A 22,709-nucleotide genomic window follows, 5' to 3' on the forward strand; every position below is an offset into this window, starting at 1 on the left:
AAGTAGACCAGCCAACTGGGGACTGGCCAGACGCTCTCGGCTCTTAACAGGACGTGAGACTTCGGCCAAATTTTGTTTGGAGCGAGCAGATACGAAAAAGGCGGCCCTGCGGCCGCCTTTCGCATCAAGTGTTGCATTTTTGCCGATCAGGAGCCGGCGCCGCTCAGTGTGGTCACGGCGCGGCGGTTCTGCGACCAGCAGGAGATGTCGTCGCAAACCGCGACCGGACGCTCCTTGCCGTAGGAAATAGTCTTCAGGCGCTGCGCCGAAACACCCTTGGCGACCAGGAAGTCGCGGGTGGCGGCAGCACGGCGGGCGCCGAGCGCCAGATTGTATTCGCGCGTGCCGCGCTCGTCGGCATGGCCTTCGATGACGATGGCATACTGCTTGTACTGGTTCAGCCACTGCGCCTGGCGCGACAGCGTCGTCTGCGCGTCGGCGCGGATCGAGGACGAATCGGTGTCGAAGAAGATGCGGTCGCCGATATTGACGGTAAAGTCCTGGGCCGACCCGGGCGTTGCCGCGCCGGCGCCGTTGAGGCCGAGATCGGCGGCGCTGTTCGGCGTCTTCTTCGAGGCGCAACCGGTGATCGCGAGTATCGCGACCAGCGCGATCATGACCGGGTTTGTGGTAAGTGCTGCGATACGGCCCATGCCGCCTCTCCTTCGCAATTCGAGTGATTTCATTGATCGTCCAGTAACCACGTTTGGGTTAACCGACGCTCAAGAAACACGGTTAAAATTTGGTTTCGGCTGCCGTCCGCAACCGTTCTGCCGAGGGCTACTCAAGGGCGACAATGAGCGCGGACCGTAGGCGGAAATGCGGCCAAAACGCGACCAAGGGGTGAAAACAAGGCCGGAAACGGCGCTTTTCGGGCACCGTTGCCGGCGTGCAACTGGGAACAAAGGATGCTCAAGTAGAACATCCTTGCCCGGGACTATTCCAGCAGCGGCGACCAGGCCGGATCCGAGGCGAAGTTCGCCGTCGGGATCGGCTGTTCGTTGCGGCCGGTGAGATCGACCGAAACAAGTTTTGGTCCGCCATTGGAATCACGGAAGAACATCAGCACCCGGCCGTTGGGTGCCCAGGTCGGCCCCTCCTGCTGAAAGCCGGTGGACAGGATGCGCTCACCCGAACCGTCGGTGCGCATGACGCCGATCTGGAATTCGCCGCCGGTCTGCTTGGTGAAGGCGATGAGATCGCCGCGCGGCGACCACACCGGCGTCGAATAGACGCCGTCGCCGAACGAGATGCGGGTCTGGCCCGAGCCGTCGGCGCCCATCACATAGATCTGCGCGCGGCCGCCGCGGTCCGACGTGAACACCACCTTGCTGCCGTCAGGCGAGTAGGATGGCGAGGTATCGATGGCGGTCGAATCGGTGAGCCTGGTCGTCGAGCGGCTTCTCAGGTCCATGGCGAAGATGTTGGAATTTCCGTCGTCGCGCAGAAGGCTCATTATTACCTTCTGGCCATCCGGCGAAAAGCGCGGCGCAAACGTCATGCCGGGGAAATTGCCGACCAGCTCGCGCTGCCCCGTCTCGATCTGCAGCAGGTACACCCGCGGCTGACCGCTTTCATAGGACATGTAGGTGATTTCCTGCCGGTTCGGCGAAAAGCGCGGCGTCAGCACGATCGATTTGCCGTTCGAGAGATAGCGGACGTTGGCGCCGTCCTGGTCCATGATGGCAAGCCGCTTCTTGCGCGCATTCTTGGCACCGGACTCGTCGATGAAGACGACGCGCGTGTCGAAATAGCCCTTCTCGCCGGTCAGCCGCTCGTAGATCGCATCGGCGATGATATGGCCGACGCGCCTGGTATTGGCGTCGTTGGCGAAGAACTGTTCGCCCGAGAGCTGCTGGCCGGCAAAGGCGTCCCACAGCCGGTACTGGGCGCGGATGCGGCCGTCGGCTTCCTTGCCGACGCTGCCGGTGACCAAAGCCTGGGCGTTGATTACCTTCCAGTCCTCGAAGCGGGGCGTGGCATCCGGGTTGGAGATTTTTTCAATGAAAGCGCTCTTGTCGATCGGAGCAAACAGGCCCGAGCGCTTCAGATCGTCGATGACGATCCCCGATATCTCCGCGCCCAATGCGTCGCCCGATTGAAAGTCGGTGATGGCGATCGGCAGAGGCTCGATATTGGGTTGAGTCAAGTCGAGCTGGACCAACGCCTTTGCCGGCAGCGTGGCGAGCCCGCTCATGGCGGTCGCAATCGTGCCGATCAGTATCAGCGTCGTAAGCAACTTCTTCATTCGTTCAGCCTCGTTGTTCTCTCGGCAATCAATACATGTCGCTGGGGATGAAATTGACCTCGACCTCGTTCCATCCCAGCTCGCCGTCATATTTTGCGACGGGCAGATTGTAGGGCGCACATCGCAGCACTGCGCGCCGGGCTGCTTCCGAGGCGACTCGGGAGCCCATTGAGCCATCGCCCGCGGATCCGACTTCCGGAGCGCCGTCGATCTCGCCATTTTGCGTGAGCTTCATCCTGATGGTGACTTTTTGGCTGTCGCCATCGAATGTGCCGGGTGTCACACTCCAGCAGCGTTTGATCTGGGCCTTCAGGCCATCAAGCTCGCTCTGCGAGAGTTTGGTGCCTTGGTTCTTCTCGCCGCCGAGCGAAGCCTGCTGGGTCGAGCGCTTGGCGCCGCCGCCGGACGGTTTCTGTTTGTCGAGCAGCGCCGAAATCTCATCTGCATTGAATTGCTTGTCGTCCGATTTCGGCCTGGAGGAGGCTTCCTTGACCGGCTTGTTGGTGTCCTTGCGCTCCGGCGCCTTCGCGCTTTCGGCCTGGGCCGGCTGCGGCTTCGGCCGGGCCTCAGGCGCCGGCGCCGAGTCCGGAAGCTGCGCCTCCTCGGTCGGCGGTTGCTTGGCAATCGCCTCGGCGACGGCATCCGGCTTGACCTCAGGCTGCGGATCGATCGCGGCGGTCTTGTCCTGCGGCGGCGTGGGCGTCGGCTCCTTGGCCGGCGTCGGCTTGGGATCGGTCTGCTTGACCGGTTCGGGTTTGACCTCTTCCTTCGGCTGCGGCACCGGCGCTACCTCCGTTGCGGGAATAGGCTTCGGCTTTTCCGGCGGCTTCGGCACGTCTTCGGTCTTCGGCTTCTCGACCGGGGTCGGCGCGGGTGGCGGAGCCGCCGTCATATCGACCGGCTTGGGCTTGGCCTCAGGCGTCGGCGGCTTGTCGGTATCGACGCTGTTTTCTCCGACTTTCTGGGCATCGGGTACGATGTCGGGACGCTGTGTCGGCAGCGGCGCCGGTTTTTCGTGCATCACGGCTTTCTTGTCGCCCTGCAAAACCTGCGAGACGGCCTCCATCGGCACAATGTCCACTGCGACCGACTCGACATCGGACGACGGAAGCGCAGCCGGCGCCGACAGCGTGAACAGGCCGAAGGCGATTGCCACCGTATGCAAGATCACCGATGTGGTGAGGCCGGTCTTCATCTTGCGTCTATTGATCCTGTTTCGGCAGCGAAAGCAGGCCTAAATTCTTGTAGCCGGCGTCCTGGATGAGACCCATCACTTCCATCGCGGCGCCATAGTTGGTAGCCTTGTCGCCGCGGATGAAGATGCGCTCCTCGTAGCCGGTCTTGGAAATCGCCTGCAGCTTGGCGATCAAGTCCTCCTGCGGAATTTCGGTCTCCTGCAGGAAAATCTTTCCCATGCCGTCGATCGTGATCGTGATTGGCTGGGTATCGGCGTTCATCGCCTTGGCCTTCGTCTCCGGCAGGTCGACTGGCACGCCGACCGTCAGCAGCGGCGCCGCGACCATGAAGATGATCAGCAGCACCAGCATCACGTCGACCATCGGCGTGACGTTGATCTCCGATATCAAGGCGTGATGGCGGCCGCGCCGCCTGTGGCCGCGCCCGCCGCGTCCTCCGCCACCTGCGCTTACGGACATTCCCATGATCGTTCCTCAGGCCTTCTGCGCGACTTTTTCATCGATTTGGCGCGAGAGTATGGCGGAGAACTCATCCGCGAAGCCTTCCATGCGCACCGCGATCTTGCTCGCGTCCGACGACAGCTTGTTATAGGCGATGACGGCGGGAATGGCGGCGAGCAGGCCGATGGCCGTCGCCAGCAGCGCTTCGGCGATGCCGGGCGCGACCACCGACAGGCTGGTGTTCTTCGAGGCTGCGATCGCCTGGAACGAGGTCATGATGCCGATAACCGTGCCGAACAGGCCGATGAAGGGCGCCGCCGAGCCGGTGGTGGCGAGAAACCCGAGCCGCCCTTCCAGCTTTTCCATTTCGCGGGTCAACGCCAGATCCATTGCCTTGTCGATGCGGGTCTGCAGGCCGAGCGGCGATTTCGCGCCCTTCTCGAAGCTTTTCTTCCATTCGCGCATGGCGGCGACGAAGATCGCGCTCATGCCGGTCGTCTTGCGGTCGGCGAGCGTGCGGTAAAGCTCTTCCAGCGACTGTCCCGACCAGAACACCTGCTCGAAGCGGTTGAGCGCCAGCCGCATGCGGGCATAGGCGACGAGCTTGTCGACGATGATTGCCCAGGTCCAGATCGAGGCGCAGAGCAAGCCGATCATGACCAGCTTGACCACCCAACCGGCCTGCATGAACAAGGCCCAAATCGATAAATGCGCGCCCGGTTCGGCGAGAGCGATGTTTTCCATGTTACGTCCTTAAAGATTTTCCGGGCGTGGCTGGCGGCTGGCCCATGGGCATCCCTTGTGGTCCGTTCGCGTTAAGCTTGCGGAATAACCCCAAATGCACCGTTGGCGGCCTTTTCGGGGCAAATATTGGTGAAAGGAAGGCGCTTGGATTCTCCCAATCTTAACCAATCCCTTCATGGACCGTTATGGTTAAGGATGGGTTATGACGTACAGCGCGGCGCATTGCCGCGCCCCGACGAGCCGCCCGGCGATCCTCGCCCGATCAGGAGTTCCGGATCGTCCGCCTCTGAGCCCTTATTTGCGCGTTCTGGGCATGAAGGCTGCGATCCAGTCCTTGGGAAAGCGCCGCGGCCGCCCGTTCTCGCCGACAATCGCCGCTTCGACACGCGCCTCGACCAGCACTTCGCTGCCGCGCTTCAACTGTTGCGCCATGACGATGCGGGCGCCGGAAATCCCGTCGGTGCGCGTATCGATGGTCAGGATGTCGTCCATGCGAGCCGAACCGCGGAAGTCGATCTCCATGCGCCGCACCACCCAGACTATTCTCTCGCCATGCTTGCCGTCGGCAAGCTCGGTGTGGTGGACGCCGGCCAGCCGCAGATAGTCGGAACGGCCGCGCTCGAAGAATTCGAGATAGCGCGCGTGGTAGACGACGCCGGAAAAATCGGTGTCTGCATAATAGACCCGCGCCATCAATCGATGGCCGAATTCCGTCAGCGCGCCGGAGAGCCCGGCGGACAATGCCGATTCACCTTGATCGTCCATTGCGCTGTCCTTTTGTTCCCGACGAGCATCTGTTTTGGCACCACCTGTTTTGCGCATAGACCGGCGATGATCAAGACCTGGAGGGCTGGGCCGGGGAACTGCCAGCAGCAAAGCCATAAGTAGCGGAACTTAGGGCTCTTCCTGGAACAGGCTGATCTGCTGCTGCGCCAGGTCCTTCGGCGCGTCGAGGCCGAGATGCCGCCAGGCATTGGCCGCCAGCACGCGGCCGCGCGGCGTGCGCATGATGAAGCCCTGCTGGATCAGAAAGGGTTCGATGATGTCCTCGATGGCATCGCGTGGTTCGGAAAGCCCGGCCGCGATGGTTTCGATGCCGACCGGCCCACCGCCGAAATTCCGGGCGATCATCGACAGATAACGGCGGTCGAGCGCGTCGAGGCCGAGCCCGTCGACCTCCAGCCGCGTCAGCGCCTCGTCGGCGACCTTGCGGTCGACATGACCGTCGCCGGCAACGCTGGCGAAGTCGCGCACCCGGCGCAACAGCCGGCCGGCGATGCGCGGCGTGCCGCGCGCCCGCCGGGCGATCTCCAAGGCACCGTCGTCGCCGAGCGGCATGGCAAGGATGCGGGCGCCGCGCTGCACGATCTGCTCGAGTTCCTCGACCGAGTAGAAATTGAGCCGCACCGGAATGCCGAAACGGTCGCGCAGCGGGTTGGTCAACAGGCCGAGCCGGGTGGTGGCGGCGACTAGCGTGAAGCGGGCCAGGTCGATCTTGACCGAACGCGCCGCTGGCCCCTCGCCGATGATCAGGTCGAGCTGGAAATCCTCCATCGCCGGATAGAGGATTTCCTCGACCGCCGGGTTGAGCCGGTGGATCTCGTCGATGAACAGCACGTCGCGGTCTTCGAGATTGGTGAGCAACGCCGCCAGATCGCCGGCCTTGGCGATGACCGGACCCGAGGTCGAGCGGAAATTGACGCCGAGCTCGCGCGCCATGATCTGCGCCAGCGTCGTCTTGCCGAGGCCGGGCGGGCCGACGAACAGCACATGGTCGAGCGCTTCGCTGCGGCCCTTGGCGGCCTCGATGAAGACTTTGAGATTGGCCCGCACCGCCGCCTGGCCGACGAAGTCGCCGAGCGTCTGCGGCCGCAAGGTCTGCTCGGCGTCCTCGCCGCGTCTGTCGGGAGCAATGAGGCGTGGCGAAAGGCTCATGCGAGCAGTTCCATACCGGGAATGGCCTTGGCAGCGCGCTGATCGAAGGTGACCGTGTGCGAGCAACCTAATTTTCGATTGTGTTCCGCAATCAACGCGTCGGCAAAGTCGACCTGCACTGAATTCGATCGCTCGAGCGCGATGACGATGGCATCGAAGTCTTCGAACTCCAGCGTCTTGATCTTGAGCAGCCTCTGGATTGCGGCCAATACTTGTTCCTTTGGCTGCCTGTAGCGCGAAGCCAACGACCAGCTGAATTCGACCAGCACGATCAAACTCACGAAGCCGGGCATTTCCACACTAAGGCCGCTGCCGAACGCAAGCGCCTTTGCCCGCTGCTCCGGATCATCATTGAGCACCATGCGAAGCAGAACGTTGGTATCGATGCCGATCGACGTCAAGCGGGACCCTCTTGTCCGTCATTTGATCTATCCCCGACAACATGCCGGCCGACGGCATCCCGCACAGCGGCGTCGATTTCCTCCAGCGTAGCGGGACCGCCAGGCGGATCACCCAAGAATCCGGCGAGATCGGCAAATCCGAGGTTGCGCGGCGTTCCGATCAGGTAACCATCCATGACCGTCCAGGCGATCGTATCGCCCGTCTTGAGCGACAAGGCGTCGCGGACGTCCTTTGGAATCGTGAGCTGTCCCTTGGAGGTCAGACTGGCATATGCGCCCATATTCTTACTCCTGGAGAAAATTCTTACCGATCACATAGTAGTTGGAATTTCACTTTCCAGCAACGTCTCACCGTGCGAGCTCCTTCAGCCCGAAGCGGATCAGCTTCGATGCGTCCGCCTCCTCACCTGCCGTCTTCAGCGCCGCTGCGACTGCATTGGCGGCGGTGTCGCGCGAATAGCCGAGATTGACCAGCGCCGAGACGGCGTCGGTGATCGGCGCCGAGGCAACGCCCTCACCGAGCTCCTGCTTCAAGCCGATGGTGCCGGAGGCGGTGCCCGCATAGGCCGGCGCTTTGTTCTTCAACTCGGTGACGATGCGCTCGGCGACCTTCTTGCCGACGCCGGGCGCGCGGCTGACCATGGCGATATCGCGCAGCGCAATCGCATTGGCGAGATCGGCCGGCGCCAGCGTCGACAGGATGGCCAGCGCCACCTTGGCGCCGACGCCTTGCACATTGTTCATCAACAGCCGGAACCACTCGCGCTCCAGCACCGACTGGAACCCATAGAGCCGCAGCATGTCCTCGCGTACGTAGGTCTCGATGAACAGCACCACCGCCTCGCCCGGCTGCGGTAATGCCGCCAGCGTACGCGCCGAGCAATAGGCGACGTAGCCGACGCCATGCACGTCGACGATGCAGAAATCCTCGTCGATTTCGTCCAGCGTGCCTTTTAGCTTGCCGATCATTTGAGCTTGCCGATCATGCCGGGTGGGTTTCCGGAGAGATGATATCGAGGTCCGGGAAGTAGCTGCGATAGCGCGCGGCATCGCGCGTCAGCAGGCGATGCCCGGCAACAACTGCATGGGCTCCAATAAAGAAATCCGGCAGCGTTCGTTCGCGGAGGCCGCCGGCGCTGCGATAGCGGGAATGCGTAACACCGGCCAGGAAGGCTGCTTCCCACGGCAGGAATTCACGCTCGATCTTGAGCATGTCGGCTGCCTGGCGAAGGGCCTTCTCCGTTGCAATCAGCGGCGCGAGTTCGGACCAGACGATTGTGTTGATGACAAGCGCGCCGTCGCGCCGGCATGCGGTAATTGCCGACGCCGACCACTTCCTCTCCCGTCCGGCAGGACCCCAAACGTCGACCAAGACATTTGTGTCAATCAATGTCGAGGTCTTCACGCGGGCCCCTCAGCCATTCCATATATTCGTCCGTCGTCATGCCCCCTAGGTCCAGCGTACCGGCCATACGATCGAGCGTCTGGCTGAATCTGCGCGAGGCTTCCTCCTGCGACATGTTTTCGTTGACCGCAATGACACGAGCGCCGTCCTCGGTGGGAACGAACTCCACCTCCGAACCTGGGCCGATACCCAGATGATCCCGTATCTCCTTCGGGATGGTCACTTGCCCCTTGGTGGTAACGCGCATGGTAATACCTCGTCGGTATTACTTATTGCCGACCTGAGAACAAGTCAAGAACAAACTTATCCGACCAGCGCCGCCAGCCTGTAGGCGATGCTCTGCCGGTGGTGTGCGTGACAGATGGCGATGGCCAGCGCATCGGCGGCGTCGTCGCTGTCGAAAGTCGCCTTCGGCATCAGCACCTTGACCATCATGTGGATCTGCTTCTTGTCGCCATGGCCGACTCCGATCACCGCCTTCTTGACGGCGTTTGGCGCGTATTCGGCAACTACAAGGCCGGCACGCGCCGGCACCAGCATGGCGATGCCGCGTGCCTGGCCGAGTTTGAGCGTCGCTGCGGCGTCCTTGTTGACGAAAGTTTGCTCGACCGCCGCCTCGTGCGGCATCGCGGCATGCAGGACCTCGGCGAGCCCGTCGTGCAATTGGCAAAGACGCATCGCCAGGGCGGCCTTGTCGTCGGACCGCACCGTGCCGGAAGCGACGAAGCGCAGCGAATTGCCTAGGCTTTCGACTATGCCCCAGCCGGTGCGCCTCAGCCCTGGATCGATGCCGATGATGCGAATCGCTTCCCCCATCCGTCAAGTCTACCTTCGGGGAACAGCGATGCCAGCGAAATGTGAACAAACCGGAAACGAGGGCTCGTCATGTCCAGAGAGCCTCTGAGATCGTTTTCGAAAGTCGCCCCGGCGAGTCATATGGTGGTGGTTTCGAGAACCGGAGCGCAGCGGACATTTGGGTCCGTGAGCCCACGCGTGATCCCGAGGGGATCATGCGCAATTGAACTGCTGCAGCGTCCTTTGCGCGTCCAAAAGGACGCGCGGCGCTGCAGGTAAGCGGAGAAAACGCCGCCAGATGACCGCTGGTAGAGTTTCCAAACGGTCTCTCAGCCGCGGGCGAAAGCCGTGTTGAGCAGCGTGATTTGGTCGGACACCGGATTGAGGCGACGGCCCGACGGCGGCGCCTCGGCGAGGCCGCCATAGATCTCCTCGTCCATGCGGCGCACCAGCGCCTGCAGGCGCAGCGAGCGGTTGACGAGGTCGATGAAATCGTTCGGCAGTTCGGCCCAGCCGGGCGCCTCCTCATGCGCCGAGGCGGTGTCGAGACGCACCTTGGATTTTTCTGAGGCCACCTGATCGCGGGTCATCTCGCCGGAATTCGCCGCCCGCTGCAAAAGCAGCCAAGAGGCGACCTGCATCAGCCTGGTGGTCAGCCGCATCGATTCGGCGGCATAAAGCGTCGCCGCCGGCCTCGACAGCTTCTTGGCCTCGGCGCGGCCCTTGCCGTCGAGATACTCGGCCGCCTGCTCGACCAGGCCCATGCCTTCCTGATAGAGCGGCTTGAAGGATTGGGAGAAAACCCGGCGCTCCGCCAGTTTGATGGTTTTCGCGCCAGCCTTCGAAGGCTCGTTCATTGCTACGCCCCTGCACTTGCCTCAAAGCCGGCCGATTCGGCTCTTGGTCTGCCACATCCGGCAGCCTAAACGACTGAAGCTTGAAAATGCGCTTCGCTGCCGGTGAAGGCAAGCACATGTTTAACAAACGGTTAACGGCCGCATTTAGCCGCTAGACGTCCATGCCTGCGAACAAAAAAAGAGCCGCGGATAAGGCGGCTCTCAGGAGTTTAACAGGGAGGCGTCAAACAAAGTGGCTCCAACCACTCGGTAAGAATCCAGATCACTGGATGGACATAGTAAACGCCTGTAAAGCTTAACGAAGCCTTAACGCAGCGCATATTTTTCGATCAAGGGCCCGGCATCTGTGCCGTAACAGCACAGCTGACCGGCCAGGGCGGCGTTCACACCACTGGCTGGAAGCGGGGGCGACCCGCTTGCGCCATGGTTCCTCCAGATCGTGACCGACATACCGAAACAAAGCGGCACTGCGCACGACATCGTTCCGAAACAGGCGGCGCGCTAAACGCCGCGCTCCTCGCAACGAGGCGGAGCAAACCTTGCGCTCCGGCAATCATGAAAATCTCTCAAGGAGCAAACAATGGACTGGTACTCGGTCGTTAAATTTCTGCACATCGTCTCGGCGATCCTCTGGGTCGGCGGCGGCTTCACGCTGATGCTGCTTGCGGTACGCGCCGACCGTGCCGGAAACGTCGAAGGCATGCTGCAGGCGATGCGCGCCACCGGCGAGCTCGGCAACCGGTTCTTCGCGCCGATGTCGATGCTGACATTGCTCTTCGGCCTCATCATGTGCGGCTTCTGGGTCGGCTTTTCCGATCTGTGGGTGCTGATCGGCCTTGCCGGTTATGCGACGACCTTCTGCATCGGCATGTTCGTCTTCAAGCCGACTGCCGACCGCATGGCAGGCATGATCGCCAAGGATGGCGTGACGCCGGCAGTGCTTGCCCAGGGCCAGCGCGTCCTCAATGCCGCGCGCTTCGACTATTCGGTGATGCTGGTGATCATCGCAGACATGGTGCTGAAGCCGACGCTGCACGACATCACCATTTTGGGCTGCATGGCGTTCGTGCTGGCAACTGGCGTTGCCCTGGCGCTTGGCAGGACGCGGCCGCTGCTGCCGAGTGCCGCCTGAGGTTTAAGGAATCCGGCGGCGGCCGACTGGGGCCGCCGTCTTACAGAAGGCCGGCGATGCCGTCCCACAGAAGCTTGACCGCGACGACCGCTACGGTCGCATAGGTAAAGGGATAGAACAGTTCCGGCTGCATCCGCCGCACCAGCCAGGCGCCGGCGATTGTCGACAGCGGCGCCAGCGGCATCAGCACCGCCGACGCGGTCAAATTGGTGGTGTCGAACTGGCCGAGCGCGAAATAGGGGATGAGCTTCAGCGCATTGGTGACGGCGAAGAAGATCGCCGCGGTGCCCGACAGCACCTTCGGATCGAGCCTGATCGGCAGCGCATAGACCTGAAAAGGCGGGCCGCCGACATGGGCGACGAAGCTGGTGAACCCGGCAACGGTACCCCAGAAGCCGGCGGCGACGCGGTTGGGCTCCGCTGCGTGGCCGGCACCGTGGCGGAGTTGCAAATAGAGCCAGCGCAGCACGAAGATAAAGGCAACCGCGCCGACGATCAGCCGCACCATCTCTTCGGTTACAAGTGCCGCCGTCAGCCAGCCGAGGGCGATGCCGATCACGGCGCCCGGCATCATGTCGGCCAGCATCTTGCGGTCGAAGATGCCCCACCATGTCCACACCGAGACAATGTCCATCAGGCACAGAATTGGCAGAAGGATTGCGGCAGCCTGAACCGGCGGCATGGTCAGCGCCATTAACGGCACGCCGACAAAACCGACGGCGCCGCCGAAGCCGCCTTTCGACAGGCCGACGAGGATGACGGCCGGAATGGCCGCAGCATAGAACCAGGGATCGACGAGCAGGCCTGACATGAGGGAAAGGAGGCTGGAGGGAAAGTGACCTCTGAATAGACCAGAAATGATCGGACCGCGACCGCAAATATGTGGACCACGGCACCGAAACCCGTCACATGTTTGGCATGTCGAGCGGCGGCGGGCGTCTCCGGATCGGCTGCGCCTTGATGATGGCGGTGCTGGTTTCGGCCTTGTCGGCGATGCGGTCGAGAATCCCGTCGAGCTCGACGATCGAGCGGACGAACAGCCGGGCAACGAAGCAGTCATCGCCCGTCACCTTGTCGCATTCGCCGAATTCCGGGATTTCCTCGATCAGCTTCTGGACGATGTGCAGCTTGCCCGGCAATGGCCGGATGCGAACGATCGCCTGCAAGGGGTAGCCGAGCGCCTGCGGATCGACGTCGATGGTGAACGCGCGGATAACGCCGCGATCCTCAAGCCGCCGAAGCCGCTCCGAAACGCTTGGCGACGACAACCCGACCTGCAGCGCCAGTTCCTTCAGCGAGGTCCGTGAATCCTTGACCAGGATATCGAGGAGCTTTCTGTCGAGATCGTCCAGCATTTTACAATTCCAGGCTAAGAGCGATGTTTACCTAATTTAATGAGGTTTGCCCTGCATATCACCAGCTACAAGTCATAGAAAGACCCGATCCGCCGTGGGATCATCAAATCGCAACGGGTTTCAGGAGCATCCATGGACAACACGGTACGCGGCACGATCGAAATGACGGCGGCGATGGCGATCCTCGGCACGATCGGCTGGTTCGTCGTCCTTTCCGGCCAGCCTATCATGGACGTGGTGTTCTGGCGCTGTGCTTTCGGGGCGGTAACGCTGCTGATCATCTGCGCGGCGCTGGGACTGCTGCGCGGCAGGCTGTCGCTTCGCATTGTCGCGATCGCGGCTCTCGGCGGTGCTGCCATCGTTATCAACTGGCTGCTGCTGTTCAGCGCGTTTTCGCGTGCCTCGATCTCGATCGCCACGGCTGTCTACAACACGCAGCCCTTCATGCTGGTGGGTTTTGGCGCGCTCTTCTTCTCCGAACGGCTGACGGTGACCAAGCTGACCTGGCTCGGCATCGCCTTTGCCGGCATGCTGCTGATCGTGCAGGCCGCGCCCGATGCAGGCGATCATGGTACCGATTACTTTACCGGCATTGCGATGGCGCTGGCCGCGGCTTTCTTCTGGGCCGTTGCGGCTATCGTCACCAAGAAGCTCAAAGGCACGCCGCCGCACCTGATCGCCCTGATCCAGGTCTGCGTCGGCGTTCTCATGCTGGCACCCTTCGCCGATCTCACCCACCTTCCCGCCGATGCGCGGAGTTGGGTCATGCTGGCGACACTCGGCATCGTCCATACCGGCCTGATGTACATCCTCATGTACGGCGCCATCCAGAAGCTGCCGACGCATCTGCAGGGATCGCTGTCCTTCATCTATCCCGTCGTCGCCATCCTCGTCGACGTGGTCGCTTTCGGCCATCGTCTGCAGCCGGCGCAGATCGTCGGCGCCGCCGCCATCCTGGTCGCCGCCGCCGGCATGAACCTCGGCTGGTCGCTGTGGAAATCGAAAGTGCCAGCCTAGAGCTCGCAAGCGACCCCCTGCCGCCTGTTCAACTCCCGCACTTTGCTCTATGCCGCAATGCAACCATCTTCGCCCGGCATAGGCGATAACCGGGACCGAACACCAATGAATGACGCAACGCCGCCCAACCGCTGCCGTATCGTGCTGATCGCGCCGCCGAACGTGCCCGCCGAGCGCATCGCCGCGGCCTTCGCCGGCGGTGACGTCGCCTCGCTTATCCTGCCGGAAAACGGTATGGACGAGGCCGCCTTCCAGGCCTTTGCCGAGCAGATCGTGCCGGTGGCGCAAGCGGCCGGCATTGCCGTCATCATTGCCGGCGACACCCGCATCGCCGGCCGCGTCCAGGCCGACGGCATTCATGTCGAGGTCGGCAAGGACGAGCTCGCCGAAACGATCGAACATTTCCAGGCCAGGATGATGGTCGGCACCGGCGGCGCCAAGACCCGCGATGATGCGCTGGAACTCGGCGAGCTCAGGCCTGATTACATCTTCTTCGGCCGCTTCGGTTACGACAACAAGCCGGAGCCGCACCCGCGCAACCTGTCGCTGGGGCAATGGTGGGCGGACGTGATCCAGATCCCTTGCATCGTCATGGCCGGATCCGATCTTGCCTCGGTGGAAGCGGTCGCCGCCACTGGTGCCGAATTCGTTGCGCTGTCCAGCGCCGTCTTCGCCGACGGCGCCGATCCGAAGACGGCGGTTGCCGCCGCCAACGCGCTGCTCGACGAAACCGCGCCGCGCTTCGAGGACTGACGTGTTCTCGCGGAAAATCCTTTTCAGCGCCTTTCTTGCAACGGCCGTGACGCAGGCGATAGCGGCGGAACCCGTTCCGCTACCGCAGCCCAGGCCGGATTCCAGCGAACCTGCCGATAAGCCGATCGCCGCACAATTGCCGCAGCCCGCCACCACCGCCCCGTTGCCGTCGGCCGATACCATCAACCCCGACCGCTTCGGCGCAAAGCCGTCCGACGCCGCCTACGGCGCCTTTCAGCGCGGGCTCTACAAGACGGCCTACAATCTTGCGCTTTCCCGTGCTCAAAACGGCGATCCGGCGGCACAGACGTTGGTGGCCGAGATACTGTCGCGCGGCCTCGGCGTGCCGGTCGACGCGGCTGGGGCGGCGAAGTGGTATGCGCTTGCCGCCGAGCAGGGCGTGCCGGAATCGCAATTCCAGTATGCGCTGATGCTGCTCGACGGCCGCTACGTCAAAAAGGACGAAAAGGAAGCCTATGCGCTGATGCAGGCCGCCGCCGAGGCCGGCAATCGCCTGGCGCAGTTCAATTTTGCGCAGCTGATGGTCGAGCAGGAGCCCGGCGATGCCGGTATTGCCAAAGCCGTATCCTATTACGAGCGCGCTGCCGCGACCGGGCTTGCCGACGCACAATATGCGATGGCACAGGTCTACGCCAACGGCGCCGGTGGCAAGCCGCGCGACGATGTCCGCGCCCGCGGCCTGCTGGCACAGGCCGCGCGGCAGAACTACGACACCGCACAGATCGATCTCGCCACCTGGATGATCGAGGGGCGCGGCGGCGCACGCGACCTGAAATCCGGCTTCAACTGGATGAAGCAGGCCGCAGAAGGCGGCAATGTCGCTGCCCAGAACCGTCTCGCCAAGCTCTACATGAACGGCATCGGCACCGATCCGGATCTGATCCTAGCCGGCGCCTGGTATGTTGTCGCCCGCCGCGCCGGGCTCATCGACCAAGAAATGGACGATTTCCTGCAGGGCCTGACCGACGAGCAGACACAGCAGGCGCTGCAACGGGCCAACCGCCTGCCCTGATCGCGATCTCGCGACTCATCGCACCCGGGCTCGTCAGGCGGGCTCACTGCGTATGATCGAGCACGACCTTGCCGAAGGGCGAGCCGTGTTCAAGGTACCGAAAGGCTTCGGCGGCCTGGTTCCACGGCATAACCCGGTCGATCACCGGTCTCAACCGGTTGACGACAATGGCGCGGTTCATCGCCTCGAAGGATTCGCGTGAGCCCACCGGTATGCCTCGCGCCCGGACCTGCCGGCGGAAGATGTCGAGCGGGTTGATGGCGCCGTCATTGCCACCGAGATAGCCGATGACGTTGATCTGGGCGCCGCGCGCCGCTGCCCTCAGGGATTGTGCAAAACTCTGCGGTCCGCCAACCTCGATGATATGGTCGGCGCCGCGGCCATCCGTCAATCCCAGCACGGCCGATGCCCAGTCGGGGACGCTGCGATAGTTCACGCCATCCTGCGCGCCAAGTTGCTTTGCCCGCGCAAGCTTCTCGTCGCTGCTCGACGTCACGATGACGCGCGCCCCGGCAGCGGCGGCGAACTGCACCGCAAACAGCGAAACGCCGCCGGTGCCGAGGCAAAGCACGGTGTCGCCGGGTTTGACGCTGCCCTCCGTAAACAGCGCGTGCCATGCCGTCACGCCGGCGCATGGCAGCGTCGCTGCTTCGAGGTCGCTCAGATTGGCCGGCGCCAGCACCGCCGCCTGTTCGTCGAGCCGGCGCAGCCCGTCGATTGGGCCGCCGCGTTGATAGGAGGGCTCAGCCATCGCGAAACTGCCCCCGACCCAGCGTTGCCAGAACGTGCCGCAGACCCGGTCGCCGATCTTGAACCGGCTGACCTCGGCGCCGATGGCAACGACTTCGCCGACGCCGTCCGACAGCGGCACCAGCGGCAATGCAAACTTCGTGTGATAGCTGCCGCGGACGATCTCGGCATCGCGGTAGTTCAGCGCCGTGGCCTTGACCTTCACAATCATCTCCTGGCGCCCTGGTTCAGGCATCGGCCGCTCGACCATTTTGAGGTTCTCCAGGCCGCCCGGGCTCCGCAATTCGATCGCTTTCATCGTCGTTCCTTTCCAGCTGGGTCCTGCCGGAGGAAAATCGCTTGCCATCCATCCGATTTCAAATTCATAATGTTCAGAATAATTATGCTTCTATGACATGTTCGGGTGTATCGTGCTTGAAGAACTGAAAACACTGGCCCTCTTTGCCGAGGAGGGTTCGATTCAGAAGGTGGCTCGACGCCTGCCATTGACGCAGCCGGCCGTCACCCGTCAGATCCAGCGGCTGGAGGAAATGCTCGGCACGGAATTGCTCGACCGCCGGCTGAAACCGTCACGACTGACCCCGGCCGGCGTAGAAGTGCTGGCACGCGGCAAGCACATTCTCGCTGCGGTCGACGCGCTGAGATCATTCGCCAAGGGCGACGAACCGGAGGGCCTGCTGCGGCTCGGCCTCGCGCATGGACTTTGCGACAAAGCTGTGGCCGCCGCTATTGCTGATGCCGTGGCGCGGTTTCCGAAGGTCTCGCTGCGTCTGAAGAGCGGCTGGAGTCTTGAGCTGGCCGACCAGCACAAGCGCGGACAGCTCGACCTCGCCTTCATCCTGGACGGCAGCAATTCCAAAGCCGGCGACGGTGTTGTCGGAACCGAGCCCCTCGGCATCATCGCTGCCGAAAACACCGGCCGGCAAGTTGACGTCAAGACCATGCCCTGGGTCCTCAGCCCTGAACCTTGCGACGCGCGCCGGCGGCTGGCGGCTGCCCTTGCCGAGGGCGGCCACAGATTGATCGTCGGCGCCGAGATTCAGGACAGCGCGCTGCAGATCGACTGGGTTCGTCGAGGCCAAGGCCTTGGCCTGCTGCCCAAGCGGCTGCTGCGGGAAAAGCTGCCGCAGGGTATTGCCCTGGTCGACGCTCCCGGCCTCGAGCTGTCGCTGCGAATTGTCGTGCTGCGTTCGCCGCACCTGCATCTTTTGAGAAAGGTTGCCGACGCGGTGACCGGGGCGGTCACCGCAACCGTCGGGACGGACTGAGGCTGCCGCGCCGCGCTGCCGGGCCAGCTTCCCGCTTCACCTGAAAGGCGCTCCTTGCCTCTGCTGGCGATTTGTGGTCTTGGAGGCGCCAAATTGCCGTTTGCGGCGATCATCTCATTTCCGGATCACCTCACCATGGCCAAGATCAATGGCAACGAAATCCGTCCCGGCAACGTCATCGAGCACGATGGCGGCCTTTGGGTGGCGGTCAGGACCAACACCGTCAAGCCCGGCAAGGGCGGCGCCTACAACCAGGTCGAGCTCAAGAACCTGATCAACGGCACCAAGCTCAACGAGCGCTTCCGTTCGGCCGAAACGGTCGAGCAGATCCGGCTCGATCTGAAGGATTTTTCTTTCCTCTACGAGCAGGGCGACGCGCTGGTGTTCATGGACACCGAAAGCTATGAGCAGCTCGAACTGCAAAAGGAGTTCGTCGGCGATCGCGCCGCCTTCCTGCAGGACGGCATGATGGTGACGGTCCAGCTCTATGACGAAAGGCCGATCGGCATTTCGCTGCCCGACTATGTCACCTTGACCATCTCCGAGGCCGACCCGGTGGTGAAGGGCCAGACGGCAGCCTCGTCCTACAAGCCGGCGATACTCGAAAACGGCATCCGCGTGCTGGTGCCGCCGTTCATCGGCTCGGGCGAGCGCATCATCGTCGATACCAACGAAATCACTTACGTGCGCCGCGCCGACTAAAGCGCGGGCAGCAGGAAGAAACACAATGCCGCGTTCCGCGATCCTCAATGTCATGGTCCAGGCCGCAATGAAGGCCGGCCGCTCCCTGTCGCGTGACTTCGGCGAAGTGCAGAACCTGCAGGTCTCGATGAAGGGGCCAGGCGACTATGTCAGCCAGGCCGACCGCAAGGCCGAAGACATCGTCTTTGCCGAACTGTCGAAGGCGCGGCCCGGCTACGCCTTCCTGATGGAGGAACGCGGCGTGATCGAGGGCGACGACGGCCAGCACCGCTGGATCGTCGACCCGCTCGACGGCACCACCAATTTCCTGCACGGCATTCCGCTCTTTGCCGTTTCGATCGCGCTGGAGCGCCAGGGCCAGATCGTCGCCGGCGTCGTCTACAATCCGGCGATGGATGAGCTCTATACCGCCGAGCGCGGCGGCGGCGCTTTCATGAACGACCGCCGGCTGCGCGTCGCCGGCCGTACCAAGCTGGTCGATGCGGTGATCGGCTGCGGCATGCCGCATCTCGGGCGTGGCCAGCACGGCAATTTCCTCATCGAGTTGCGCAATGTCATGGCCGAGGTTTCTGGCGTCCGCCGTCTCGGCTCCGCCTCGCTCGATCTCGCCTACGTCGCCGCCGGCCGCATGGACGGGTTCTGGGAAACCGGCCTGTCGGCCTGGGATGTCGCCGCCGGCATCTTGCTGATCCGCGAGGCGGGCGGTTTCGTCTCCGATTTCGCCGGGGGACAGGACGCGCTGAACGCCGGTTCGCTGGTTGCCGGCAACGAACTCATCCAGCGCGCGTTGTTGAAGACCATAAAAAGGCCACTCTCAGCCAGCTGATAGAGGCGCGCCGCGCTGAAGCGCCGCAGTCGCAAAACCGCAACCAAAGCTTGAAATACTCGCCCGCGGCCGCCCAGATAAGGCGACGCAGGATCATCGATGACGAACAGCCGGCCCAAATCCGAGAGCGAATTCTCCCAGCTCGACATTCCTTTTATGGGGCGCTGGCATTACTCGCGCGCCGAGATCATCGCCGACGGCATTGTCCACGCCGTGGGCATCGTGCTGGCGATCGCTGCCGGCTCGACGCTGCTGGCACTGGCCGCCTATCGAACCGGCCCCGGCGAATATGTCGCCGCCGCATTCTATGTGGTCTCGCTGCTCACCGTGCTGTCGATTTCGCTGGCCTACAATGTCTGGCCGGTGTCGTCGCCGGCAAAATGGATATTGCGGCGCTTCGACCATGCCGCGATCTACCTGCTGATCGCTGCCACCTACACGCCTTTCCTGGCCCAGCTCGGCGGCTCGCCGCTGGCCGTTTCGATGATCGTCCTGGTCTGGACCGCCGCGGCGGTCGGCATCGCTATCAAGGTCTTTCTTCCCGGCCGTTTCGACCGGCTGGCGATCGTCTTCTATCTAGCCATCGGCTGGAGCGGTCTCGTTCTGGTGGAGCCGCTCGTGCGGACGCTGCCGGCGACATCGATCGCGCTCATCGTTGCCGGCGGCATCGTCTACTCCTGCGGCGTGATCTTCTTCGCCTGGAAGGGCCTGCGCTTCCACAATGCGCTGTGGCATGGCTTTGTCGTCACCGGCGCCGGCCTGCATCTGGCCGCCATGGTCGACTGCCTGGTCATCAACCGGCTTTGACCTCCGGTCGCGGACAGTGGCAATATTGCCAAGCGCCATTCAATTTCGTCACAATTCCGTTTAGAGTCGCAAACACAAATTGATCGGCGGCGACGGCATCGGAAACGGGGCACGGATGACTCTTCTCAGATCCTTCGGCATGGGCAGGCGCTCCGACGTTCTGATCTACGATCCGCACAAATTGTCGAGCCCGCAGGTGTTTCTGCTGACCATGGTGATCTTTCTGTTCATCGTGGCCTTTATCGCCGCCATCCTGACGCGCCAGATCTCGACCGCCTTCGTCACCAATCCCGGTCTCAACGGCCTGATCATCGGCGTGCTTGCGGTCGGCATCCTGCTGGCCTTCGTTCAGGTCGGCCGGCTGTTCCGCGAGGTGCGCTGGGTCAACTCGTTCCGCGCCGGTTCCGAGACAACCGAACCGGTGCTGCTGGCGCCGATGAAGGCGATGATCGGCCGCTCCTCGACGATTGCCTTCTCGACCAGTTCGATGCGCACCATGCTGGATTCGATCGCCACCCGCCTCGACGAAAGCCGCGACACGTCGCGCTACCTTGTCGGACTGCTGGTGTTCCTCGGCCTGCTCGGCACCTTCTGGGGCCTGCTCAACACGATCGGCTCGATCCGCGAAACTATCGAGTCGCTCGATCCCGGCACCGGCGATGCCGCCGCCGTGCTCGAATCCCTGAAGCAGGGGCTTTCCGCTCCGTTGGCCGGCATGGGCACCGCCTTCTCGTCCTCGCTGTTCGGCCTCTCCGGCTCGCTGGTGCTCGGCTTCCTCGACCTGCAGGCCGGCCGCGCCCAGACGCGCTTCTATACCGAACTCGAAAACTGGCTGTCCTCGGTCACCGACCTGTCCTCCGACATCGTCGTTGCCGACGCGGCGAGGACCGAACCCTCCGAGGAAATCCGGCTGTTATCGGAAAAGCTGCGCACTCTGCAGGAAAATGGCGGCGGCTCCAATCCGCGCGTGGCCACTGCCATGGCCAATCTCGCCGACGGCATTTCCGGCCTGGTCAAGAACATGCGCTCGGAACAGCAGATCATGCGCGACTGGGTCGAGGCCCAGTCCGACGAGCAGAAGGCGATGCGCAACACCCTGGAGAAGATCGCCGACGCCTTGAAGAAGCCTGGAGTGCATTGACGTGGCGTTGGCGCGAGGCCGGCGCTCCGACCGCCGCATCGATTACTGGCCGGGCTTCGTCGATGCGCTGTCGACGCTGCTGTTGGCGATCATGTTCCTGCTCACGGTTTTCGTTTTGGCGCAGTTCCTGCTCGGCCGCGAGATCTCCGGCAAGGACACGGTGCTCAACCGCCTCAACTCGCAGATCAATGAGTTGACCCAGCTTCTGGCGCTGGAGCGCTCGACGACACAGGACAAGGAAGACACCCTTGCCAATTTGCAGGCATCGCTATCCGCATCGGAGGCCGAAAAAAGCCGGCTCGAGCAATTGCTGGCGCAAGGCGCCGGTGCCGGCGATGCCGCCAACCAGCGTGCCACGGCCCTTTCCGGCGAACTCGACAGCCAGCGCCAGATCAGCCAGCAGGCGCTGAGCCAGGTCGAGATCCTCAACCAGCAGATTTCGGCGCTGCGCAAGCAGATCGCGGCGCTCGAACAAGCGCTCGACGTGTCCGAAACGCGTGACCGCGAATCCAACACCAAGATCGCCGATCTCGGCCGCCGCCTCAACGTCGCACTGGCGCAACGCGTGCAGGAACTGAACCGCTACCGGTCCGATTTCTTCGGCCGCTTGCGTGAAATTCTCGCCGATCGCGAGAACATCCGTATCGTCGGCGACCGCTTCGTCTTCCAGTCGGAAGTGCTTTTCCCGACCGGCTCCGAAGTGATCAACGATGCCGGCAAGGTCGAGATGAAGAAGCTTGCCGATGCCATCATCGAATTGCAAAAGGAAATCCCGCCGGAGATCAACTGGGTGCTGCGCGTCGATGGCCACACCGACAACAAGCCGCTCTCCGGCACCGGCCGCTACCGCGACAATTGGGAATTGTCGACGGCGCGCTCGACCTCGGTGGTCAAGTTCCTGATCGAGAACGGCGTGCCGGCCAACCGGCTGGTCGCGGCCGGCTTCGGCGAATTCCAGCCGCTCGACCCCGCGGATACCGAAGAGGCGCGCAACAAGAACCGCCGTATCGAGCTGAAGCTGACCGAGCGGTGATCTGCAAGCCTTTGGCTTATATCATGCGCCAGGGCGAGCCGGCTCAAGTCGGCGGCATTTAGTGCACTGGTGCGGCAGCGGCAGGAGCTGAAAAAATTACCTTTTTTAATTACATTTTGCCGCCACGGCCTTTTAGCCTTGGTCATGGGCCGAGAACCGCCGGCGGTGGAACCGCTCATCGCGACGCGACGGAAGCTGACGGCCCGCGGCCGGAAGGCAGGGCCCCCTCCCAACCACCGCCTTCCCCAGTAAAGAAGACGCAACCATGCGCTTCTTCGCTCCCAGGAATTTTAGGACTGCTACGCTCGCCACACTTCTCCTCGTTCCGTTTGCCGGCGCTTACGCCGGCCCACGTGAGACGGCCTTGATCAATCAGATCCAGAGCGTGGAGACAGGTATCCAGGGCGCCATCCAGGCGAACAAGCGAGCCGGGCGAGGCGCGTGACTTGCGCACGCAGCTCGCTCAACTCGACCGGGCCGCCGAGAGGGCCGCACGCGAGGGAACGATGCCGAGCACGCAATATCAGCAGTTGCTGGCGCAGCTCGACGATGTCAGCCAAAAGCTGCGCGCTGATACCGGCAGTGCCTTCCTCATCGGCAACGGCGCCGATGGCGGATACTATCCGAACGGCTATGGCCCAACCTATCCAGGCGGCTGAAATCGGCCGCAGTGCCCGGCGCTGTGGCAATTGATTTGTGCATGATCCTTTTCCAGCTCGGTTCAGGGATCATGCGCTAGCCCAACGCCAGCGCATTCAGCGCCAGCACTGCCGGCACGGTTCGGATGAACAGGACTTTACGGCCCGCCGGAGCCCCCCCGGAAAGGCCCGCGGCCGCGGCGCCGCCCCCGCCGGAGGCCAGGGTGGTTTT

Annotated in this window: 28 protein-coding genes; 11 read left to right on the forward strand and 17 right to left on the reverse strand. The window is 63.0% G+C overall.

The window, feature by feature from the left end:
* Positions 1 to 146: 146 nt before the first annotated feature.
* The 14 genes from pal to rcdA all read right to left on the reverse strand — a co-directional run bounded on the left by pal (position 147) and on the right by rcdA (position 10,022).
* On the reverse strand, positions 147 to 653 hold the full coding sequence (gene pal / locus NKH17_RS06875; RefSeq protein ID WP_352476106.1) for a peptidoglycan-associated lipoprotein Pal: 507 nt from the start codon (positions 651 to 653) through the stop codon (positions 147 to 149).
* Between the two features lie 284 nt (positions 654 to 937).
* Positions 938 to 2,248, reverse strand: coding sequence for a Tol-Pal system beta propeller repeat protein TolB (tolB, locus tag NKH17_RS06880; RefSeq protein ID WP_352898121.1), 1,311 nt, complete (start codon positions 2,246 to 2,248; stop codon positions 938 to 940).
* Positions 2,249 to 2,276: 28 nt separating this feature from the next.
* The gene (gene tolA, locus NKH17_RS06885) at positions 2,277 to 3,443 is read right to left on the reverse strand and encodes a cell envelope integrity protein TolA (RefSeq protein WP_352476104.1); all 1,167 of its coding nucleotides are present in this window, start codon (positions 3,441 to 3,443) and stop codon (positions 2,277 to 2,279) included.
* 7 nt (positions 3,444 to 3,450) lie between these two features.
* Positions 3,451 to 3,909: a protein TolR gene (tolR, locus tag NKH17_RS06890; RefSeq protein WP_352476103.1), complete on the reverse strand. Its 459-nt coding sequence runs from the start codon at positions 3,907 to 3,909 to the stop codon at positions 3,451 to 3,453.
* 9 nt (positions 3,910 to 3,918) lie between these two features.
* Positions 3,919 to 4,629, reverse strand: coding sequence for a protein TolQ (gene tolQ / locus NKH17_RS06895; RefSeq protein ID WP_254816465.1), 711 nt, complete (start codon positions 4,627 to 4,629; stop codon positions 3,919 to 3,921).
* A 294-nt stretch (positions 4,630 to 4,923) separates the two neighbouring features.
* On the reverse strand, positions 4,924 to 5,394 hold the full coding sequence (gene ybgC / locus NKH17_RS06900; protein ID WP_352476102.1) for a tol-pal system-associated acyl-CoA thioesterase: 471 nt from the start codon (positions 5,392 to 5,394) through the stop codon (positions 4,924 to 4,926).
* 129 nt (positions 5,395 to 5,523) lie between these two features.
* Complete coding sequence (ruvB, locus tag NKH17_RS06905) at positions 5,524 to 6,564, reverse strand: Holliday junction branch migration DNA helicase RuvB (protein ID WP_352801675.1); 1,041 nt, start codon at positions 6,562 to 6,564, stop codon at positions 5,524 to 5,526.
* Positions 6,561 to 6,965 (reverse strand): type II toxin-antitoxin system VapC family toxin, encoded by a 405-nt coding sequence (locus NKH17_RS06910; RefSeq protein ID WP_352476101.1) that lies wholly within the window; start codon positions 6,963 to 6,965, stop codon positions 6,561 to 6,563. Before NKH17_RS06910 ends, ruvB begins: the two co-directional genes overlap by 4 nt.
* Positions 6,962 to 7,246 carry an AbrB/MazE/SpoVT family DNA-binding domain-containing protein gene (locus NKH17_RS06915; protein ID WP_352476100.1) on the reverse strand — a complete coding sequence of 95 codons (285 nt, stop codon included), beginning with the start codon at positions 7,244 to 7,246 and terminating at the stop codon, positions 6,962 to 6,964. The genes NKH17_RS06910 and NKH17_RS06915 overlap by 4 nt, the downstream gene beginning before the upstream one ends.
* A 67-nt stretch (positions 7,247 to 7,313) precedes the next feature.
* Complete coding sequence (gene ruvA, locus NKH17_RS06920; RefSeq protein WP_254816462.1) at positions 7,314 to 7,934, reverse strand: Holliday junction branch migration protein RuvA; 621 nt, start codon at positions 7,932 to 7,934, stop codon at positions 7,314 to 7,316.
* Between the two features lie 13 nt (positions 7,935 to 7,947).
* Complete coding sequence (locus tag NKH17_RS06925; RefSeq protein WP_352476098.1) at positions 7,948 to 8,370, reverse strand: type II toxin-antitoxin system VapC family toxin; 423 nt, start codon at positions 8,368 to 8,370, stop codon at positions 7,948 to 7,950.
* Positions 8,348 to 8,617 (reverse strand): AbrB/MazE/SpoVT family DNA-binding domain-containing protein, encoded by a 270-nt coding sequence (locus tag NKH17_RS06930; RefSeq protein ID WP_352476097.1) that lies wholly within the window; start codon positions 8,615 to 8,617, stop codon positions 8,348 to 8,350. The genes NKH17_RS06925 and NKH17_RS06930 overlap by 23 nt, the downstream gene beginning before the upstream one ends.
* 56 nt (positions 8,618 to 8,673) lie before the next feature.
* A complete protein-coding gene (ruvC, locus tag NKH17_RS06935; RefSeq protein WP_254816459.1) occupies positions 8,674 to 9,186 on the reverse strand; it encodes a crossover junction endodeoxyribonuclease RuvC in 513 nt (170 codons plus the stop codon).
* Between the two features lie 308 nt (positions 9,187 to 9,494).
* Complete coding sequence (rcdA, locus tag NKH17_RS06940) at positions 9,495 to 10,022, reverse strand: protease adaptor protein RcdA (protein WP_352476096.1); 528 nt, start codon at positions 10,020 to 10,022, stop codon at positions 9,495 to 9,497.
* Between the two features lie 580 nt (positions 10,023 to 10,602).
* On the opposite strand from rcdA, the gene NKH17_RS06945 reads away from it, so the two are divergent.
* Positions 10,603 to 11,154 carry a DUF2269 family protein gene (locus NKH17_RS06945; RefSeq protein WP_352476095.1) on the forward strand — a complete coding sequence of 184 codons (552 nt, stop codon included), beginning with the start codon at positions 10,603 to 10,605 and terminating at the stop codon, positions 11,152 to 11,154.
* Between the two features lie 40 nt (positions 11,155 to 11,194).
* Here the strand turns inward: NKH17_RS06945 and NKH17_RS06950 are convergent, their stop codons facing one another.
* The gene (locus NKH17_RS06950; protein WP_352476094.1) at positions 11,195 to 11,965 is read right to left on the reverse strand and encodes a sulfite exporter TauE/SafE family protein; all 771 of its coding nucleotides are present in this window, start codon (positions 11,963 to 11,965) and stop codon (positions 11,195 to 11,197) included.
* 94 nt (positions 11,966 to 12,059) lie between these two features.
* On the reverse strand, positions 12,060 to 12,509 hold the full coding sequence (locus NKH17_RS06955; RefSeq protein WP_352898110.1) for an Lrp/AsnC family transcriptional regulator: 450 nt from the start codon (positions 12,507 to 12,509) through the stop codon (positions 12,060 to 12,062).
* 132 nt (positions 12,510 to 12,641) lie between these two features.
* Here NKH17_RS06955 and NKH17_RS06960 point away from each other — a divergent pair, with 132 nt between their 5' ends.
* The 3 genes from NKH17_RS06960 to NKH17_RS06970 all read left to right on the forward strand — a co-directional run bounded on the left by NKH17_RS06960 (position 12,642) and on the right by NKH17_RS06970 (position 15,312).
* Positions 12,642 to 13,526, forward strand: a complete 885-nt coding sequence (locus NKH17_RS06960; RefSeq protein WP_352476092.1) for a DMT family transporter — start codon at positions 12,642 to 12,644, stop codon at positions 13,524 to 13,526.
* Between the two features lie 105 nt (positions 13,527 to 13,631).
* A complete protein-coding gene (locus NKH17_RS06965; protein WP_254816453.1) occupies positions 13,632 to 14,279 on the forward strand; it encodes a thiamine phosphate synthase in 648 nt (215 codons plus the stop codon).
* A 1-nt stretch (position 14,280) separates the two neighbouring features.
* Positions 14,281 to 15,312, forward strand: a complete 1,032-nt coding sequence (locus tag NKH17_RS06970) for a tetratricopeptide repeat protein (protein WP_352476091.1) — start codon at positions 14,281 to 14,283, stop codon at positions 15,310 to 15,312.
* 43 nt (positions 15,313 to 15,355) lie between these two features.
* Here the strand turns inward: NKH17_RS06970 and NKH17_RS06975 are convergent, their stop codons facing one another.
* Positions 15,356 to 16,360 (reverse strand): zinc-dependent alcohol dehydrogenase family protein, encoded by a 1,005-nt coding sequence (locus tag NKH17_RS06975; protein WP_352898105.1) that lies wholly within the window; start codon positions 16,358 to 16,360, stop codon positions 15,356 to 15,358.
* 112 nt (positions 16,361 to 16,472) lie between these two features.
* Here NKH17_RS06975 and NKH17_RS06980 point away from each other — a divergent pair, with 112 nt between their 5' ends.
* The 7 genes from NKH17_RS06980 (at position 16,473) to NKH17_RS07010 (ending at position 22,498) form a co-directional block, all read left to right on the forward strand.
* The gene (locus tag NKH17_RS06980) at positions 16,473 to 17,330 is read left to right on the forward strand and encodes a LysR family transcriptional regulator (protein ID WP_352476089.1); all 858 of its coding nucleotides are present in this window, start codon (positions 16,473 to 16,475) and stop codon (positions 17,328 to 17,330) included.
* A 135-nt stretch (positions 17,331 to 17,465) separates the two neighbouring features.
* The gene (gene efp / locus NKH17_RS06985) at positions 17,466 to 18,032 is read left to right on the forward strand and encodes an elongation factor P (protein WP_352476088.1); all 567 of its coding nucleotides are present in this window, start codon (positions 17,466 to 17,468) and stop codon (positions 18,030 to 18,032) included.
* A 25-nt stretch (positions 18,033 to 18,057) separates the two neighbouring features.
* Positions 18,058 to 18,858: an inositol monophosphatase family protein gene (locus tag NKH17_RS06990; protein WP_352476087.1), complete on the forward strand. Its 801-nt coding sequence runs from the start codon at positions 18,058 to 18,060 to the stop codon at positions 18,856 to 18,858.
* A 99-nt stretch (positions 18,859 to 18,957) separates the two neighbouring features.
* Complete coding sequence (trhA, locus tag NKH17_RS06995; RefSeq protein ID WP_352476086.1) at positions 18,958 to 19,665, forward strand: PAQR family membrane homeostasis protein TrhA; 708 nt, start codon at positions 18,958 to 18,960, stop codon at positions 19,663 to 19,665.
* Positions 19,666 to 19,780: 115 nt separating this feature from the next.
* On the forward strand, positions 19,781 to 20,806 hold the full coding sequence (locus NKH17_RS07000; RefSeq protein ID WP_352476085.1) for a MotA/TolQ/ExbB proton channel family protein: 1,026 nt from the start codon (positions 19,781 to 19,783) through the stop codon (positions 20,804 to 20,806).
* A gap of 1 nt (position 20,807) precedes the next feature.
* On the forward strand, positions 20,808 to 21,839 hold the full coding sequence (locus tag NKH17_RS07005) for a peptidoglycan -binding protein (RefSeq protein ID WP_352465687.1): 1,032 nt from the start codon (positions 20,808 to 20,810) through the stop codon (positions 21,837 to 21,839).
* A gap of 446 nt (positions 21,840 to 22,285) precedes the next feature.
* Complete coding sequence (locus tag NKH17_RS07010; protein WP_352476084.1) at positions 22,286 to 22,498, forward strand: hypothetical protein; 213 nt, start codon at positions 22,286 to 22,288, stop codon at positions 22,496 to 22,498.
* Positions 22,499 to 22,709 lie beyond the last annotated feature (211 nt).

It is taken from the genome of Mesorhizobium sp. M1334 (genome assembly GCF_040317995.1).
Taxonomy (GTDB): domain Bacteria; phylum Pseudomonadota; class Alphaproteobacteria; order Rhizobiales; family Rhizobiaceae; genus Mesorhizobium.